16 protein-coding genes, 1 other RNA gene and 1 pseudogene are annotated in these 13,297 nt (G+C 45.6%); 12 read left to right on the top strand and 6 right to left on the bottom strand.

What is annotated here, in order from left to right:
- The 5 genes from PHH59_RS16990 to PHH59_RS16470 all read right to left on the bottom strand — a co-directional run.
- Positions 1 to 101: transposase (locus PHH59_RS16990; RefSeq protein WP_366905224.1), on the bottom strand; the 101-nt coding region annotated here is incomplete at its 3' end.
- 149 nt (positions 102 to 250) lie between these two features.
- A complete protein-coding gene (locus PHH59_RS16480) occupies positions 251 to 700 on the bottom strand; it encodes a hypothetical protein (RefSeq protein WP_300018815.1) in 450 nt (149 codons plus the stop codon).
- A gap of 249 nt (positions 701 to 949) precedes the next feature.
- Entirely contained in the window at positions 950 to 1,231 is a 282-nt protein-coding gene (locus PHH59_RS16475; protein ID WP_300018812.1) for a DUF2442 domain-containing protein, read from the bottom strand.
- Positions 1,215 to 1,355, bottom strand: a complete 141-nt coding sequence (locus PHH59_RS16985) for a DUF4160 domain-containing protein (RefSeq protein WP_366145477.1) — start codon at positions 1,353 to 1,355, stop codon at positions 1,215 to 1,217. Before PHH59_RS16985 ends, PHH59_RS16475 begins: the two co-directional genes overlap by 17 nt.
- A 168-nt stretch (positions 1,356 to 1,523) precedes the next feature.
- Complete coding sequence (locus PHH59_RS16470) at positions 1,524 to 1,946, bottom strand: hypothetical protein (RefSeq protein WP_300018809.1); 423 nt, start codon at positions 1,944 to 1,946, stop codon at positions 1,524 to 1,526.
- Between the two features lie 260 nt (positions 1,947 to 2,206).
- Here PHH59_RS16470 and PHH59_RS16465 point away from each other — a divergent pair.
- From PHH59_RS16465 to PHH59_RS16445, 5 genes and pseudogenes are all read left to right on the top strand, one after another.
- A pseudogene (locus PHH59_RS16465) lies at positions 2,207 to 2,458 on the top strand (IS5/IS1182 family transposase); the annotation flags it as partial.
- Between the two features lie 380 nt (positions 2,459 to 2,838).
- Positions 2,839 to 3,747 carry an NADP-dependent methylenetetrahydromethanopterin/methylenetetrahydrofolate dehydrogenase gene (locus PHH59_RS16460; protein WP_300018806.1) on the top strand — a complete coding sequence of 303 codons (909 nt, stop codon included), beginning with the start codon at positions 2,839 to 2,841 and terminating at the stop codon, positions 3,745 to 3,747.
- A 34-nt stretch (positions 3,748 to 3,781) separates the two neighbouring features.
- Entirely contained in the window at positions 3,782 to 4,687 is a 906-nt protein-coding gene (locus PHH59_RS16455; protein WP_300018803.1) for an NAD(P)-dependent methylenetetrahydromethanopterin dehydrogenase, read from the top strand.
- A 309-nt stretch (positions 4,688 to 4,996) separates the two neighbouring features.
- The gene (locus PHH59_RS16450; protein WP_300018800.1) at positions 4,997 to 5,701 is read left to right on the top strand and encodes a metallophosphoesterase; all 705 of its coding nucleotides are present in this window, start codon (positions 4,997 to 4,999) and stop codon (positions 5,699 to 5,701) included.
- Positions 5,702 to 5,842: 141 nt separating this feature from the next.
- Positions 5,843 to 7,186: a cytochrome P450 gene (locus PHH59_RS16445; protein ID WP_300018796.1), complete on the top strand. Its 1,344-nt coding sequence runs from the start codon at positions 5,843 to 5,845 to the stop codon at positions 7,184 to 7,186.
- Positions 7,187 to 7,262: 76 nt separating this feature from the next.
- Here PHH59_RS16445 and PHH59_RS16440 read toward each other — a convergent pair whose 3' ends face one another.
- Positions 7,263 to 7,661, bottom strand: a complete 399-nt coding sequence (locus PHH59_RS16440; RefSeq protein WP_300018793.1) for a bacteriohemerythrin — start codon at positions 7,659 to 7,661, stop codon at positions 7,263 to 7,265.
- 169 nt (positions 7,662 to 7,830) lie between these two features.
- Between PHH59_RS16440 and ssrA the strand changes: the two genes are divergently transcribed.
- The 7 genes from ssrA to PHH59_RS16405 all read left to right on the top strand — a co-directional run.
- Positions 7,831 to 8,209: a transfer-messenger RNA gene (gene ssrA / locus PHH59_RS16435) on the top strand.
- Positions 8,210 to 8,292: 83 nt separating this feature from the next.
- A complete protein-coding gene (locus PHH59_RS16430; RefSeq protein ID WP_300018790.1) occupies positions 8,293 to 9,996 on the top strand; it encodes a site-specific integrase in 1,704 nt (567 codons plus the stop codon).
- A gap of 83 nt (positions 9,997 to 10,079) precedes the next feature.
- Positions 10,080 to 10,397, top strand: a complete 318-nt coding sequence (locus PHH59_RS16425; protein WP_300018787.1) for a hypothetical protein — start codon at positions 10,080 to 10,082, stop codon at positions 10,395 to 10,397.
- Between the two features lie 47 nt (positions 10,398 to 10,444).
- Entirely contained in the window at positions 10,445 to 11,338 is an 894-nt protein-coding gene (locus PHH59_RS16420) for a DEAD/DEAH box helicase family protein (protein WP_300018784.1), read from the top strand.
- Between the two features lie 156 nt (positions 11,339 to 11,494).
- On the top strand, positions 11,495 to 11,803 hold the full coding sequence (locus tag PHH59_RS16415) for a hypothetical protein (RefSeq protein WP_300018781.1): 309 nt from the start codon (positions 11,495 to 11,497) through the stop codon (positions 11,801 to 11,803).
- 102 nt (positions 11,804 to 11,905) lie between these two features.
- Entirely contained in the window at positions 11,906 to 12,889 is a 984-nt protein-coding gene (locus tag PHH59_RS16410; protein WP_300018778.1) for an IS30 family transposase, read from the top strand.
- Positions 12,890 to 13,103: 214 nt separating this feature from the next.
- A partial coding sequence (locus PHH59_RS16405) for an MJ0042-type zinc finger domain-containing protein (RefSeq protein ID WP_366905218.1) occupies positions 13,104 to 13,297 on the top strand: 194 nt, incomplete at its 3' end.

The raw sequence follows: 13,297 nt of genomic DNA, 5'->3' as shown, positions 1-13,297 counted from the left end.
TTGGACAGACATTCCGGGCAATGCACTCCGTAAGGCCAACGTTTCTCTCTAAGTTCATCGTAACATTTGCTTTCGTCTATCAATTTGTTGAGGCGACACATAATAAGACTAAATCGTTTAATTTATCATGTCCTCAAAACCCACTATGAGCCACAAAAATAGCTACCCGAGAAGCCTAACGTAGAGTTGAGCGGGCTGCGCGGCTGTTTGCGTGGCTCCGCTTGGGCGTAAGGTTAGACGGCCCCTTGGTTTAAGTGTCATATTCGCCACTGTCCCACGGCTCGAAGAAGGCCATGTAGTTTCCAGGCTGAACTTCGACTGCCAAAGGATCTTCTTCATCTTCAGGTTCGCGAAGCACCAGACCGAAAGTGGTGCCAAAGCGCTCAACCGAGAACGGCGCAATTTCAATTCTTTCAAAGGAAACCCCACCCAGCTCTTTCAAACGCTGCGCATGCAAATTCTGTCGAGCTTCGTCGCTCATTGAGTCTCGCGGACCAAAGCTGTCAATTTTTGCTTCAATCAGCAATCCGTGCTCGTCGAAGAGATACAACGCAACAAATTCACAACCAACGCGCCCACCAATGGCTGGCTCGAAGGGTAGTGTGAGAAAGAACTGACGTCCATCGCCGGTGCGACCGATGTGCTCCGCATGGTAGTCGTCGTGATCAATCGTGATGAGTTTTGGCGGATTACTGGCCATAGATGGCTCCTTCTGTCTAACGTTACGTTAAGTCAGCTATAGTAGCGACTATCAAAATAGAGCGGGGCCTCTCAAAATAGGACTTTTAAACTGATCAAAAAGCCCTAACCGTTGGAGGTGTGCCCGCGATGAAAAAGCATAACTACCGTACCCAAAATGTCAATGGAATAAACCTGCCGCACCGAAGCCCAGCTTTTTTGATTTTTAAAAAAGGAGGATGCCGTGCGGGCTATTGGGATGAAAAAAATATTAGGCCGCCTGTTTCGCATGATTATGTGGACGGCGGGCAGGCGATCCATACAACATACCGTCAATGCTTATATCTTCATCTATATCAGACCAGTGGACGCCTTGACCATCACCGATAATTTCAAAGTTTTGCCGTTGTTTCTCGGTGGCTTCCGATAAACGCCATGACCAGATTAAGGGAACGCTTACTGTGCGTCCATCCACCAGGTAGGCAATAATTTCGTCTTCAGTAACTTTAATTGTCAGTAATCGAGGTTCTATAATATTAACCACAGTGCTCATGCCAAGCCTCCACAATTTTTGGTAAATTATTTTTAATAAGTTTTTGGATGACGCTTAGTTCCTTTGGTGAAAAGCCACAGTTTTTTGCAAGACAAAGGGGTTCAAGCCAAAACTTACAGGTTATTTTATCGCGTTGTATGTGAATATGTTTCGGTTCTCCGCAATCGAAGCTGTAAAAAATAATCGGTAAGCTCCAGGAATATTTTTGATACTTGGCATACTACCGTCACCCCGTTTTGTAAATTTAATTTCAGCTTATTATTTTACGCCTTACCGAGTTTTGATCGCACTGTTAGGCAACAAGACTAAGCCGATGCCTTTCGTTCATTGAATAACCTTTCACTTCATCTTTACAACGCCGACCACAATTAGGACAGCGTTTGCTGGCTAACGACAGATCAATTGGAAGTTCTCCAAAACGAGATTGGTATAGCTGGCAAGTTTCCTCCCACGCTTTCTTGAGATTTTCCTCGTCATCCTTACCTCTCATACCAAAGTAGGGAAAATGGTGTAAGAAGTACCCAAATAATGATTCGCAGTCCTCTTGATATTTTTGCGTATCAAGGATGTGGAAGTGCCAAAAATCATCGACAAAAGAGGATGGCGCTATAGCGAGGCCTGGGGTTTCCTTACACAATACTAAAAATCTCCTGTACTCTGTGGTTACACGCTTGGTGAAATCTAATGACCAGCCCATACCTCCTTCAGAATCCATTGCCTTAACCATGACCGGTTCAAGATCAAGTTCGTCTATTATTCGTTCACGTTGTTACTTGATAGAAATAGCCCAACGTTACGGTAAGGGGCGTGCCGCTCACAGAGCTTAAACGAAGCCGCCGAACCTTGATAAAAACCAAACGCCAAAACCGCCATCGGGCGGCACGTCCCTTTGACTGACTTGTTGGCCTAGCAGCCTGTCGGACTTACTGCTGTATGTAATGCGATAACAGCCCCATTGCCACACAGGTTATAAACTTGAGCCTCTTTCGCACCATCGACCGCTACACCGACTATCTGCCCCCCTCATTGGATGAATGGTTACCCGAAAATCATCCGGCTCGTTTTATTGTGGAAGTCATAGGCCAATTGGACTTGGCCGTCATCACCCAAGCGTATGCCGGTCGTGGCGGCAAGGCGTACCATCCGGCCCTGCTGTTGTCCTTGCTGGTCTACGGCTATGCCACCGGCGTGTTTTTCAGCCGCCGCCTTGGGCAAGCGGGCTACGATGAAAAACGGGGGGATTTAGCTATAAAACCGCGTCAGTAACCTTGAAATCCGTATTTTTTGTTTTTGAAAGCACATTGTCTAGTTAACTGGGGGCCAAGTCCGGCAGGCTGCTAGGTGGATTTTAGCATGGCTGGAATTTCGGGATGTTGCCTGCTTGTGACAGGAATGGCATAAGGGTTCTGGATGCCGGACGCGGGCATGTTGCCCCATCCGCAAAGTTTCATGTTGATAAAGCGTTGCCATACCGTTTAGGTTTCACCAAACGTATGGGACAAGATTGCTTCCCTAAATCTACAGAAATACATTACGGCATTGTTAATCTCAGTTTTTTTCTTTTATACTTGCCAGCTAACTACAAGCCAACTATCAGGTATCCCCTCATGGAAAAACCATTTATCTTACACATGCTGACCACAGCAAAAAACCTTAGCCCTTTTGACGTCAACATGGCATTGGATGCTGGCTGGGTTTCCGCGTTACCTTATATAAACGTTGAACCTAGCGAAGTGCAGGGCTTGGTTCAGGATGCGATTTTCTCGCGCAGCACCAAAAACTTGAAACGCACGGGGATTTTCATCGGCGGCCGTGACACCAAACAAGCAATGGATATGCTGAACACGGCGAAACGTTCGATGGTGCCTCCCTTTGAAGTGTCGGTATTTGCTGATCCTAGCGGTGCATTTACAACAGCAGCCGGCATGGTTGCCGCCGTCGAACATGAGCTGATCACTAAATTCAACACCACGCTGGAAGGCAAAACGATTTTAGCTTTGGGCGGCACGGGCCCGGTCGGCCAAGCAGCAGCGGTGATTTCGGCGCAAGCGGGCGCGAATGTACGCATCATCGGCAGGCAATTGGAAAAAGCCGAACTGATCGCCGATTTGTGCAGCAATGAATTCGGTGATGGCAAAATCACCATCACGGCAGGTGCGGACGCCGATAAAGCCGACTACATGAAAACCGCTGACGTGGTGTTTGCCACCGGCGCGGCGGGGATTGAGCTGCTAAGCGCGGAATTGATTGCTTCCGCACCGCAACTGAAAGTCGCGGCGGATGTCAATGCCGTGCCGCCAGCAGGCATTGCCGGCGTCGATGCCTTCCATAACGGCACGCCAATAGCCGGTTCTAACAGCGGTGCCGTCGGTATCGGCGCGTTGGCTATCGGCAATATCAAATACCAGGCGCAAAACCTGCTGTTAAAAAGTATGCTCAACTGCGAGAAACCGATTTATCTGCATTTTGAACATGCCTTTGCCGTTGCCAGGGATTATATAAAATCACGCGCTTGAGCTTTCAATCAACCTGCCACCTTGAGGATGTCTAATGGAAAAACGTAGCATTTTACACATGCTGGACCCCATGCCGCACAATAGTCCGTTCGACATCAATATGGCGATGGATGCCGGTTTTGATGTGCTGATGCCGTATAGCAATGTCAAACTCGACAGCGTCAATGGCTTGACCCAAGACGCTATTTTTTCGCGCGGCCCTGCGGGTGTCAAACGCACAGGTATTTTTATCGGCGGGCGTGATTTGGCTTTGGCGATGGACATGCTCAACGCCTGTCAGCAAGCGATGGTGCCGCCGTTTGAAGTGTCGGTGTTTGCCGACCCCAGCGGCGCGTTCACCACGGCGGCGGCCTTGGTCGCCTGTGTGGAAAAAGAACTGCAAGCCCAACACGGCAAAGCCTTGGCAGACTGCAAAGCCTTGGTGTTCGGCGGCACTGGCCCGGTCGGCATTGCCACGGGTGTCATCGCTTCGCTGGCCGGCGCACAAACCGCATTGGTCGATCATCTTTCGGTTGAAACCGCCGAAGAAGTCGCCAAAGCCTATAACCGCCGTTTTGCTTGCCATCTGACGGGAGCGGTTGGGCGCAATGATGCAGAAAAAGCCGAATTGTTGCGGGATGCCGATATTATTTTCTGCACGGCAAAAGCAGGCATCCAGGTGCTGAACGCCGCGACCTTAAAAGCCGCTTTGCAATTGAAAGTCGCTGGCGATGTCAACGCCGTGCCTCCTGCGGGCATAGAAGGCATCAAACGCAACGATTTTGGGAAACCCTTGCTTCATGCCGCCGAAGGTATTGGTGCGGTCGGGGTGGGTGCGTTGGCGGTGGGCAATGTCAAATACCAACTGCAAAACGAAATGCTGAAATTGATGCTGACCACCGAGCAGCCCCAGTATCTTGATTTCAGGGCGGCATTTAACAAAGCAAGGGAGCTGGTTTAAGCTTTTTTCAAAGATGGAGATGGCAATAACAATTCCATCCGACAATTACTCCCATCTGAGTGAAAAATCGTATGCTTTTGTGTGACTGCAACCTTTGACTTACAAGGTGTCCAGTTATTTCAAAGTAAGATGGGAGTAATAACTTATTAAATGGATATTACAATCCCATAAGCTCTTGCTTGAGTATTATTAGGAGGCAGTGCAAGAACTTATGGGATTGTAATATGAGGACAAAAAACCCACGGGCGATAACGGCGTTTAAACTGTTATTTTTGGCATGAGGGTTAATACCAAAGACGGTGTAACAACATGAGCCAATATGACAAAATATTATTTGCCGGTGATCCTCATGGGAATTTTGATGCGGTGATTACGGCTGTCCGCAAACATAGGCCCGAAGCCGTAGTGATGCTCGGCGATTATGATTTGGACAAACCGCTGGAACTCTATTTGGCGGACATCCTCGACTTGACTGAAATCTTGTGGATTGCGGGCAACCATGATTTTGAAACCCCTAGCAAATACCACAACCTGTTCCACTCTGCCCTCGCACACCAATGCCTGCATTTAAAAGTCATAGAAGTCGCCGGTCTTCGGATCGCCGGATTAGGCGGCATTTTTCTGGGCCGCGTCTGGTATCCTCCGCAACCGCCAAAATGGCAAAACAAGCAGCATTATCTTGACCACCAGTACGCCCATATCAAAAACGCGGAAATATCGCTCAAATACCGCTCCGCTATCTGGCACGATGAATTTGAGGCACTAAAAAACCTAAAAGCCGACATTCTTGTCACCCACGAAGCCCCTGGATCACATCGGCATGGCTTTTCGGTGATTGGTGAACTGGCTGCGGTGATGGGTGCAAAACATATTTTTCACGGTCATCTGCACGAAAATTATACCCGCACCATCAAGCAACAAATCAATGTCTGCGGCGTCGCGAACAGAGCTGTCGCCAATTTACGCGGACATGTCCTCAGTGAAGTTGGCCCATGCAATGATTTATCGACTTAGGATTTGGTTAAAAATAACTTCCCTAAATCACTACTGAAATCGTAGAGACTTGGCAGGTTTTTAAAACCTGCCAAGTCTAAATGCCTGAAAATTATTAATGACCAAATCCTTAAGACTTAACCTTTAGCCCAAGAGCAACACATGTCCGACTTTATCCCCCCCTACCCGCACCGTCACCCCAAAAGTCTTGGGCCAATGGACACCATCAAATACCTGCGTAAGGACCTTCTGTCTTTCTGGCCTGAAAAAGCCTTTAGCCGCAATTTCATCACCATCAAAATTGTCAGCCGCTCGATCATCATCGCCAATTGCCCGGACGCCGTGGCACACGTCCTGGTCAACAACCCCGGCAATTACGAAAAAAAGAGCGGTTTGATGCGCAAGGCCCTGACACCGTTATTGGCTGAAAGCTTATTGGTCAGCGACGGGGAAATGTGGCAAAAACATAGCCAACTTATCCGGCCTTTTTTCGCCGCCGGACAACTGGGCAAATTCAGCGAAGTGATGGTTAAAGCCGCCGCACAACAACGGGAACGCTGGGGCAACTTGCCCTCAGGCAGCACTTTGCCCGTATTGCCGGAAATGAAGGCGTTAAGTGCGGCAATTTTGTGCCGCGTCCTGTTTGGCGGACGGTTAAATGACCAGCAAACCCAGCAATTCGTGGCAAGCGTCAGCCACTATCTGGCAACCATTGAAGACTTGGACATCAACACGTTTTTCGGTTTGCCCAATTGGATCCCCAGTTTCGGTGGCAATAAAACCACCAAAGCCGCAAAAACCGTCCACGGTTGTATCGACAAAATCATTGCCAATAGCCAAGCGGACGGCACCTCATTATTGGGACTGTTCCTGGGCCTTCCCGGCAACGCCTTCAGCCGTGAACAAATCCGCCATGAACTGCTCACGTTCTTTCTGGCAGGCTACGAAACCACCGCCAACACCTTAGCGTGGGCGTGGTACCTGATCGCCCAATGCCCCGAAGTCGAACAACGCCTGCATCAGGAACTCGACAGCGTACTGGTAAACGGCACGGCAACTATCGAAGACGTGCCCAAATTGGCCTACACCCGCGCCATCATCGAAGAAACCCTGCGCCTATATCCGCCATTTCCGATGCTATCGCGGGAAGCCAAAGCTAATGACAAGTTTCAAAACCATACGATTCCGGCTGGCTCGCTTATGCTGATCGTCCCGTGGTTATTGCACCGCCATAAGCATTATTGGGAAAACCCAGACCACTTCATCCCTGAACGCTTCTTGGAAAGTTCCCCTGTCAAACCCACCCCTTACACCTATTTGCCGTTCAGTTTCGGTGCGCGGGAATGTGTCGCCAAGCATTTGGGAACCGTACAAACCACCTTATGCCTGGCTGTATTGGCCCAGCATAACCGTTTGCAAACCCGTCCAGGACAAACAGCCAATCCAATATGCAAAGTCATGTTGCGACCTGATAATGATTTGCCAATGGACTTGATAAAAAGATAAAGTTTAGGCAAAAAAAAGACAGGCTAAAACCTGTCTTTTTTATGTAACGCCAAGTTGTTTCTAATTAACGCCGAAATTAACGGTTTAACGCATTTGAATAAGCTTTATCAAATTTAGGAATATGATTGTCTAACCAACCTTTTACCAATTGACCGACTTCTTCGGTGACTTCAGCTTCGCCCGCATGAAATTTCTTTTGTAAATCAGCACAAATACCTATCAAGGCAACATGCTCTGCTTTATGGACATTGTAATCATGAAAACCTTTAGCCTGCATTTCCCGCTCTTCATGGGCAAAATGATCGACCACATAAGCGATCAAATCATCCAACTGGGAACCAATTGCAGAACGCTCTGCACCGCCTGTCGCCAGATCATACAATTTATTTAGCTTGTCGAACAAAACCTTGTGCTCTTCATCGGCAAAACCTACATTAGTGCCGTATTGATCAGCAGTCCAAGTTATTAATGACATAATAGTTCTCCTCGTGTTTTAATTATTTATTACCGCACGAAAATTATGGAATATATTTTCACCTACGTCAAATAAGGTTATTGATATGTTTCGCAGAAAGCTGGGGGGAAAATAATTATTTAAAGGCCATAGCAATATCATAGCGCATCCAGTAAACTACAAAGTCCACGGGGGCGACATGGCTTCGACGTGGGTAGCGAAACCTAGAGTGCATGCCGAGGACTGTACACCTCGTAAAATCTACAGAAAAAAAGTATTCGCAAACGACGAAAACTACTCAATGGCTCTCGCTGCTTAAACACAGCTTCCATTCCTCTGACTATTTGTGCTTATGCGGGTAGAGCCTAGCTTGCTAGACGTTCAGAGGTCATTTACATAAGATCGCGCTGAAGCGTGTCCGGTGTGGATGCGCTAAAACCTTACGGAATCGCTGATGATTTTCTTGGCCCGGCGGGTAGTCATCGGTTAAATCAAAAGTACGGGATAAGCATGTAGACCTTGTGGCGGAGTACTTGCGGACGCGGGTTCAATTCCCGCCGCCTCCACCATTTTTAATTAACCTATTGATTTTTAATAGATTAATTTTAGAAAAAACTTGAAATCCTTGGGTGCGTTACAAAAGTGCGTACCCATGGATTTCAACCCCCCTTCATATATCACCAAAAATCGTCTTGGGATCTATTATTTTCAGCTTCGCGTCCCAAAGCAATTCTGTCAAAATAACCCCCATTTACCCCCCCTTATCAGAAAATCACTAGGCACACGAAATAGGCGGGAAGCCTTACGCCTAGCTCGCCAAATGGTGGTTTTGATGGAAAATAACAATTATCTTCAAGTCGTTTCTTCTATTGATATGGAAGCTGACAAGAATAATCAGCTTTTTCATATAGGGAAACCATTGTTTGAGGAGTTGGAACGCCTTAAAGATGAAGGCCTTAATCTTGAAATGGAAAATTTTTTAATTAACCTTGGGCAACTAGAAGAAAAAGCTCTTAATTATGTGATTGATGAAAATAATAACAGGGTGGATATATTTAGTAAGCTTTTGTCAAATATGGAACATCAAAAAGCCACTGATTTTTATAAAGAAACTCCAGCGATATTCAGGAAAAATTTAGATTCCTTGCGCCCTGCCCAGCTTTCCATTCAAAATCATCCTGATTTCGAGACAATAAACACCCAATTACAAGAATTGACATTTTCCTTTCAAAACCAGCATAAACAACATATCAAATCCATTCCACTACAAGAAGCATTTGATAAGTTTATCATTGAGAAAAAGACTAATTGGAAGGACGACAATTTCGAACAACACTATCGTAGTTCTATTTTTGCATTATTTTACGAATTGATTGGTGATGTAAAAACAGGTGACTTAGAAAAATCTCACTCCATACTTTACAAAGATGCTGTTCTAAAAATACCATCAAACCGTAAGAAGAAGAAAGCATACAAAGCCTTCACAGCCAAGGAATTGATGGAATTGGATATTCCAGAAGAAGATCAATTCAGTGACAGAAATAAAGAAAAATACCTAGAGAATTTGTCTGGATTTTTGCAATGGTTGCAAAAAAATGATCTGGCCATTGATAATCTGCATGTCCCATTACAAAACATCATAAAAAAATCAACTGCTGAACATACAGAGAGGAACATATATCCAGATGAAGACTTGCGGAAATTGTTTAACAGTCGCCAATATTGTGATGGGTTGCATAAAGAACCTTTTGAGTTTTGGGTTCCTCTGATTGGATTGCTTACTGGTGCTAGGGAAAATGAAATTTGCCAACTCCATCTATCAGACATTTATATGCACAAAGAGACAAGCATCTGGGTATTTGACTTCAATGAAGATGACAGCACGATCACCAAAAAATCCATAAAAAAAGGAAATCACGCACGATTAGTGCCAATACATAAGACACTCATTGATTTAGGGTTATTGGACTTTATTGAAACGTTGAAACAAAAAAACAAAGTTCGCTTGTTCCCAGAATTGCAATACAAAGGTAAAAATAAATATGCGGACAAGTTTCAACGTTGGTTTAACACTACCTACACTAACGCAAAAAACTGCAATATTACTACACCAAACACATCCTTCCATTCATTGAGGCACACATTCATTACTCATTTGGCAAATGAGATGAATATTCAACCTCATCAAATTTCAACCATGGTAGGTCAAAAACCTGATGGTGGCGTTACAGTCCAAAGGTATATCAAACCAATTGATCTGGAGCAAAGAAACAATATCCTGAAAGAAGTTAATTTTGACAAATCAATTGATTTTTTAAAAATCAAAAAATGGCAACATCATCGTTTTGCTAAATGATGCCAAGCTCTTGTTTATTTGCCTACCATCAATATCCTTACTTTAACCACTAGCCTTTTGCTATCCGAACCCCTTGGCAACGCATGAATCCAACGCCCATTAATATAAGCTTTTTAGAAACCGTCTACAGCAAAAACGTTGAAAAACAAACTCTTGATGAAATAATTGCTGTTATACGCTTAAGAGCATTAGCTGACAAAATCAAAAAGCTTCGGGCAATTAAGGACGAAAACAAATGCAAGCAATATAAAAGTGAATTCCCAGCATTTTTCCCAACAGTTTTACTGGGTACTAAAAATACACTGGGTGAGGACAGCCAGCCAACGGGCATCATTCAATTCGATGTAGACAAAAAAGACAACCCTGAACTGGACTTTGTGACCTGCTTCCCCAACAAATAAAAAAACTCCCCGAAACGATTTATGCTTTCACGTCACCCTCTGAAGGCTTGAAGTTTGGGCTATTAACCGATTTTCAGCGGGCGTTAGACGAGGAAACCCAAACGCTACAAGACCGTTTCAAACAAGCTTACCGATTGGCCTCTGATTATGTTGTCGATTCGGTTGCCATGCCTTTTATAATCGATGACAGCGTGGGAAACCTAAAGTGGAGTTGTTTTTTATCAAGTGATCCGACCGCTTATTTCAACCCTGACTGCAAGAAATTAGCTGTTGATGCCCGTTGTTCGCCTTTACCCGTTAAGCAAAGCTCTTATACACCTCAAACAGTCGATCAAGCCCGTATCGTTGAATTATTGTCATCCATACCCGCAAATTATGACTATGACGAACGTTTGCCTATAAATGCTGCTGTGCTGGCTGAATTGGAGCATTTGGGCATTCCCTTGTTAGAAAGGCACTGGATAACCAAAAGTAGGACTAAGCTAAACAATGACTTAAAGTGGATACTGAAACAAGTCGAGCAAGGTAGGTCCACTAACAATATCGGTACGCTAATCAATGCAGTTAAAAATATCAAAGCTGTAAAAGGCAAACAACGCAATTCACTTAAGCCTCAAGTTACTGATTACATACTTGAGCCTTTACTTTCAGCAGCAGAAGCGGAAACAAAGCTTAAAGATATTGTCCAAGAATTTTTTACTGACAAATTGACCCGATTTATCAATTTTTCAGCAGGCGCAGGAAAAACTTATACGCTAATCAAATATTTAGATGAACTAAATCCAAATGCCAAAATTTTGTATTTGGTAAAAACCCACCAATTGGCTGATGAAATCACTGAAACCTTTAAAAAAGTGCGGGAAGAACGGTTAAAACAGGCCGAATTTAAAGAGCTTATCAGTCGTAAAAGTCAGATAATTCATGTTATGGGACGAAGTTAACTTTGTGAGAATCCAACCGTAAAAGAAAAATACAATGTAACTGACAAGTCGTTAGCAATCCCCATTCCTTCCGATCAATGCCAGAGAGATTGCCATCTTTACACTAGTTGCGTTTACACACAGCAATTCAACTCCCCCTTCGAGGGTATTCGCGTGATGATGTTCAATGAATATTTTAACCAGCCTTCGCGTTGGTTTAATGGCATAGACGCTGAAGGCAATCCAGGCAAACGACGATGGCAGCCTGATTTTATTATCATTGACGAAAACATTATTGATAAGGATGATGACTGGGATGTTAAATATGGGAGTTTTAAGACATCAATCGACAAAATCATTCATGAGGTTAAATACGGGGAAGATTTAGCGGACACCATCATAAAATACGCTAAAGAGGTCTGTCTTGATGACGTTGAAAATAATCCAGAAGACAAACCGATTGCTTTCATCAACACTGACCAATAAGGCGGATTCAACTCCGAAGTGCAATCGCCCTTACTAGGAAATGAAGAAGGTTAGCTGATATAGTTTCAAGCTTTTTCAATCCGACCAAAGACGAGAAAGCACTTGAAAGACAACAATCAGCTAACGCAAGCGACAAGATACCAGATTGAAATATTATTGAAAGCAGGAAAGAGTCAAAAAGCCATTGCGGAACGGGTCAATGTGTCACCCAGCACGATATGCCGTGAACTGCAACGGAATACAGGCAAGCGGGGATACCGCCCCCGACAGGCACAGTCCAAAGCTGAAACCCGAAGGCGGCTGGCGGCGAAGCCGTTGAAAATGACAATGGCGGCCATTGGTTTGATTGAGGCCAAGATCAAGGGCGACTGGAGCCCCGGGCAGGTGTCGGGCTGGTTAAAACGGGGGCAATGCACAGCGGCCAGCCATGAGCGGATTTATCAGCATATCTGGACGGACAGGCTGGAGGGTGGCTCGCTGTACAAGCATCTTCGGCACAGTGGCAAGAAACGCAAGCAATACGGGTCTAAGGACAAGCGGGGCCAGATCAGGGGCCGTGTCAGTATTGATGGCCGGCCTTGCATGGCCAGTGAAAAAACGCGGCCGGGTGATTGGGGGATAGATACCGTTATCGGCAAAAACCATCAGGGCGCCTTAGTGACGATAGTGGATAGGGTGTCCAAATTCACCTTAATCAAAAAGGTGGCGGGCAAACAGGCCGATATGGTGACGGAAGCCACCCTAACCCTGTTACGGCCTTATTTGGACAAGACGATAACCATCACCGCCGATAACGGCAAGGAGTTTAACCTAAAGGTCACAAGTGCCGGGCATGAAAAAATCAAGGCGGCACTGGATGCGGATGTCTACTTTGCACACCCTTGCCGCTCATGGGGACGCGGCCTGGACGAAAACACCAACGGCCTGATCAGGCAGTACTTTACCAAAGATAGCAGTTTCGCAAACATAACGGATGAGGACATTGTAGCGGTCATGGAAAAACTCAATCATCGCCCCCGAAAAACGCTCAATTATAAAACACCCCATGAAGTCTTTTTTGCTGATACGTTGCTAAAAGCCGCATGATAACTAGGATTGCACTTCGGAGTTGAATCCGCCTTTAATTAAGAAGCATCCCATTTTATATAACATCTAGGTATTTTAATTGGCTCATAGTGGGTTTTGAGGACATGATAAATTGGTAGTCCCGCAATCGGAATGATTTGCAAAAAAGCAAGCGGTTAAAGCAGAGCCTACAAAAGGAGAGCCAAAAGGTCTAAGATTACTACTTTTTGCCCCGATGACCTACTGCCCCCACTGCCACGCCAGCTCCCTTGTCAAAAACGGCCGCCATCCCCGGACAGGGCGGCAAAAATACCGTTGCCAAACCTGTGGCCGCCAGTTTGTCCAGAACCCCAAGAAACAGCGTGTCAGCCTAGGACAGAAAAGCTTGATTGGCCGCCTGTTGCTTGAGCGCATCCCCTTGGCGGGTAT

The organism is Methylovulum sp. (assembly GCF_028687615.1).
Classification (GTDB): domain Bacteria; phylum Pseudomonadota; class Gammaproteobacteria; order Methylococcales; family Methylomonadaceae; genus Methylovulum.
This window is presented reverse-complemented; position numbering and strand designations above follow the sequence as displayed.

Bases quoted from the DNA above. Each gene is read 5' to 3' on its own strand.
- PHH59_RS16470 (WP_300018809.1), bottom strand. From the start codon at position 1,946: ATGGATTCTGAAGGAGGTATGGGCTGGTCATTAGATTTCACCAAGCGT.
- PHH59_RS16475 (WP_300018812.1), bottom strand. From the start codon at position 1,231: ATGAGCACTGTGGTTAATATTATAGAACCTCGATTACTGACAATTAAA.
- PHH59_RS16480 (WP_300018815.1), bottom strand. From the start codon at position 700: ATGGCCAGTAATCCGCCAAAACTCATCACGATTGATCACGACGACTAC.
- PHH59_RS16450 (WP_300018800.1), top strand. From the start codon at position 4,997: ATGAGCCAATATGACAAAATATTATTTGCCGGTGATCCTCATGGGAAT.
- PHH59_RS16415 (WP_300018781.1), top strand. From the start codon at position 11,495: ATGATGTTCAATGAATATTTTAACCAGCCTTCGCGTTGGTTTAATGGC.
- PHH59_RS16455 (WP_300018803.1), top strand. From the start codon at position 3,782: ATGGAAAAACGTAGCATTTTACACATGCTGGACCCCATGCCGCACAAT.
- PHH59_RS16425 (WP_300018787.1), top strand. From the start codon at position 10,080: ATGAATCCAACGCCCATTAATATAAGCTTTTTAGAAACCGTCTACAGC.
- PHH59_RS16460 (WP_300018806.1), top strand. From the start codon at position 2,839: ATGGAAAAACCATTTATCTTACACATGCTGACCACAGCAAAAAACCTT.
- PHH59_RS16440 (WP_300018793.1), bottom strand. From the start codon at position 7,661: ATGTCATTAATAACTTGGACTGCTGATCAATACGGCACTAATGTAGGT.
- PHH59_RS16430 (WP_300018790.1), top strand. From the start codon at position 8,293: ATGGATTTCAACCCCCCTTCATATATCACCAAAAATCGTCTTGGGATC.
- PHH59_RS16445 (WP_300018796.1), top strand. From the start codon at position 5,843: ATGTCCGACTTTATCCCCCCCTACCCGCACCGTCACCCCAAAAGTCTT.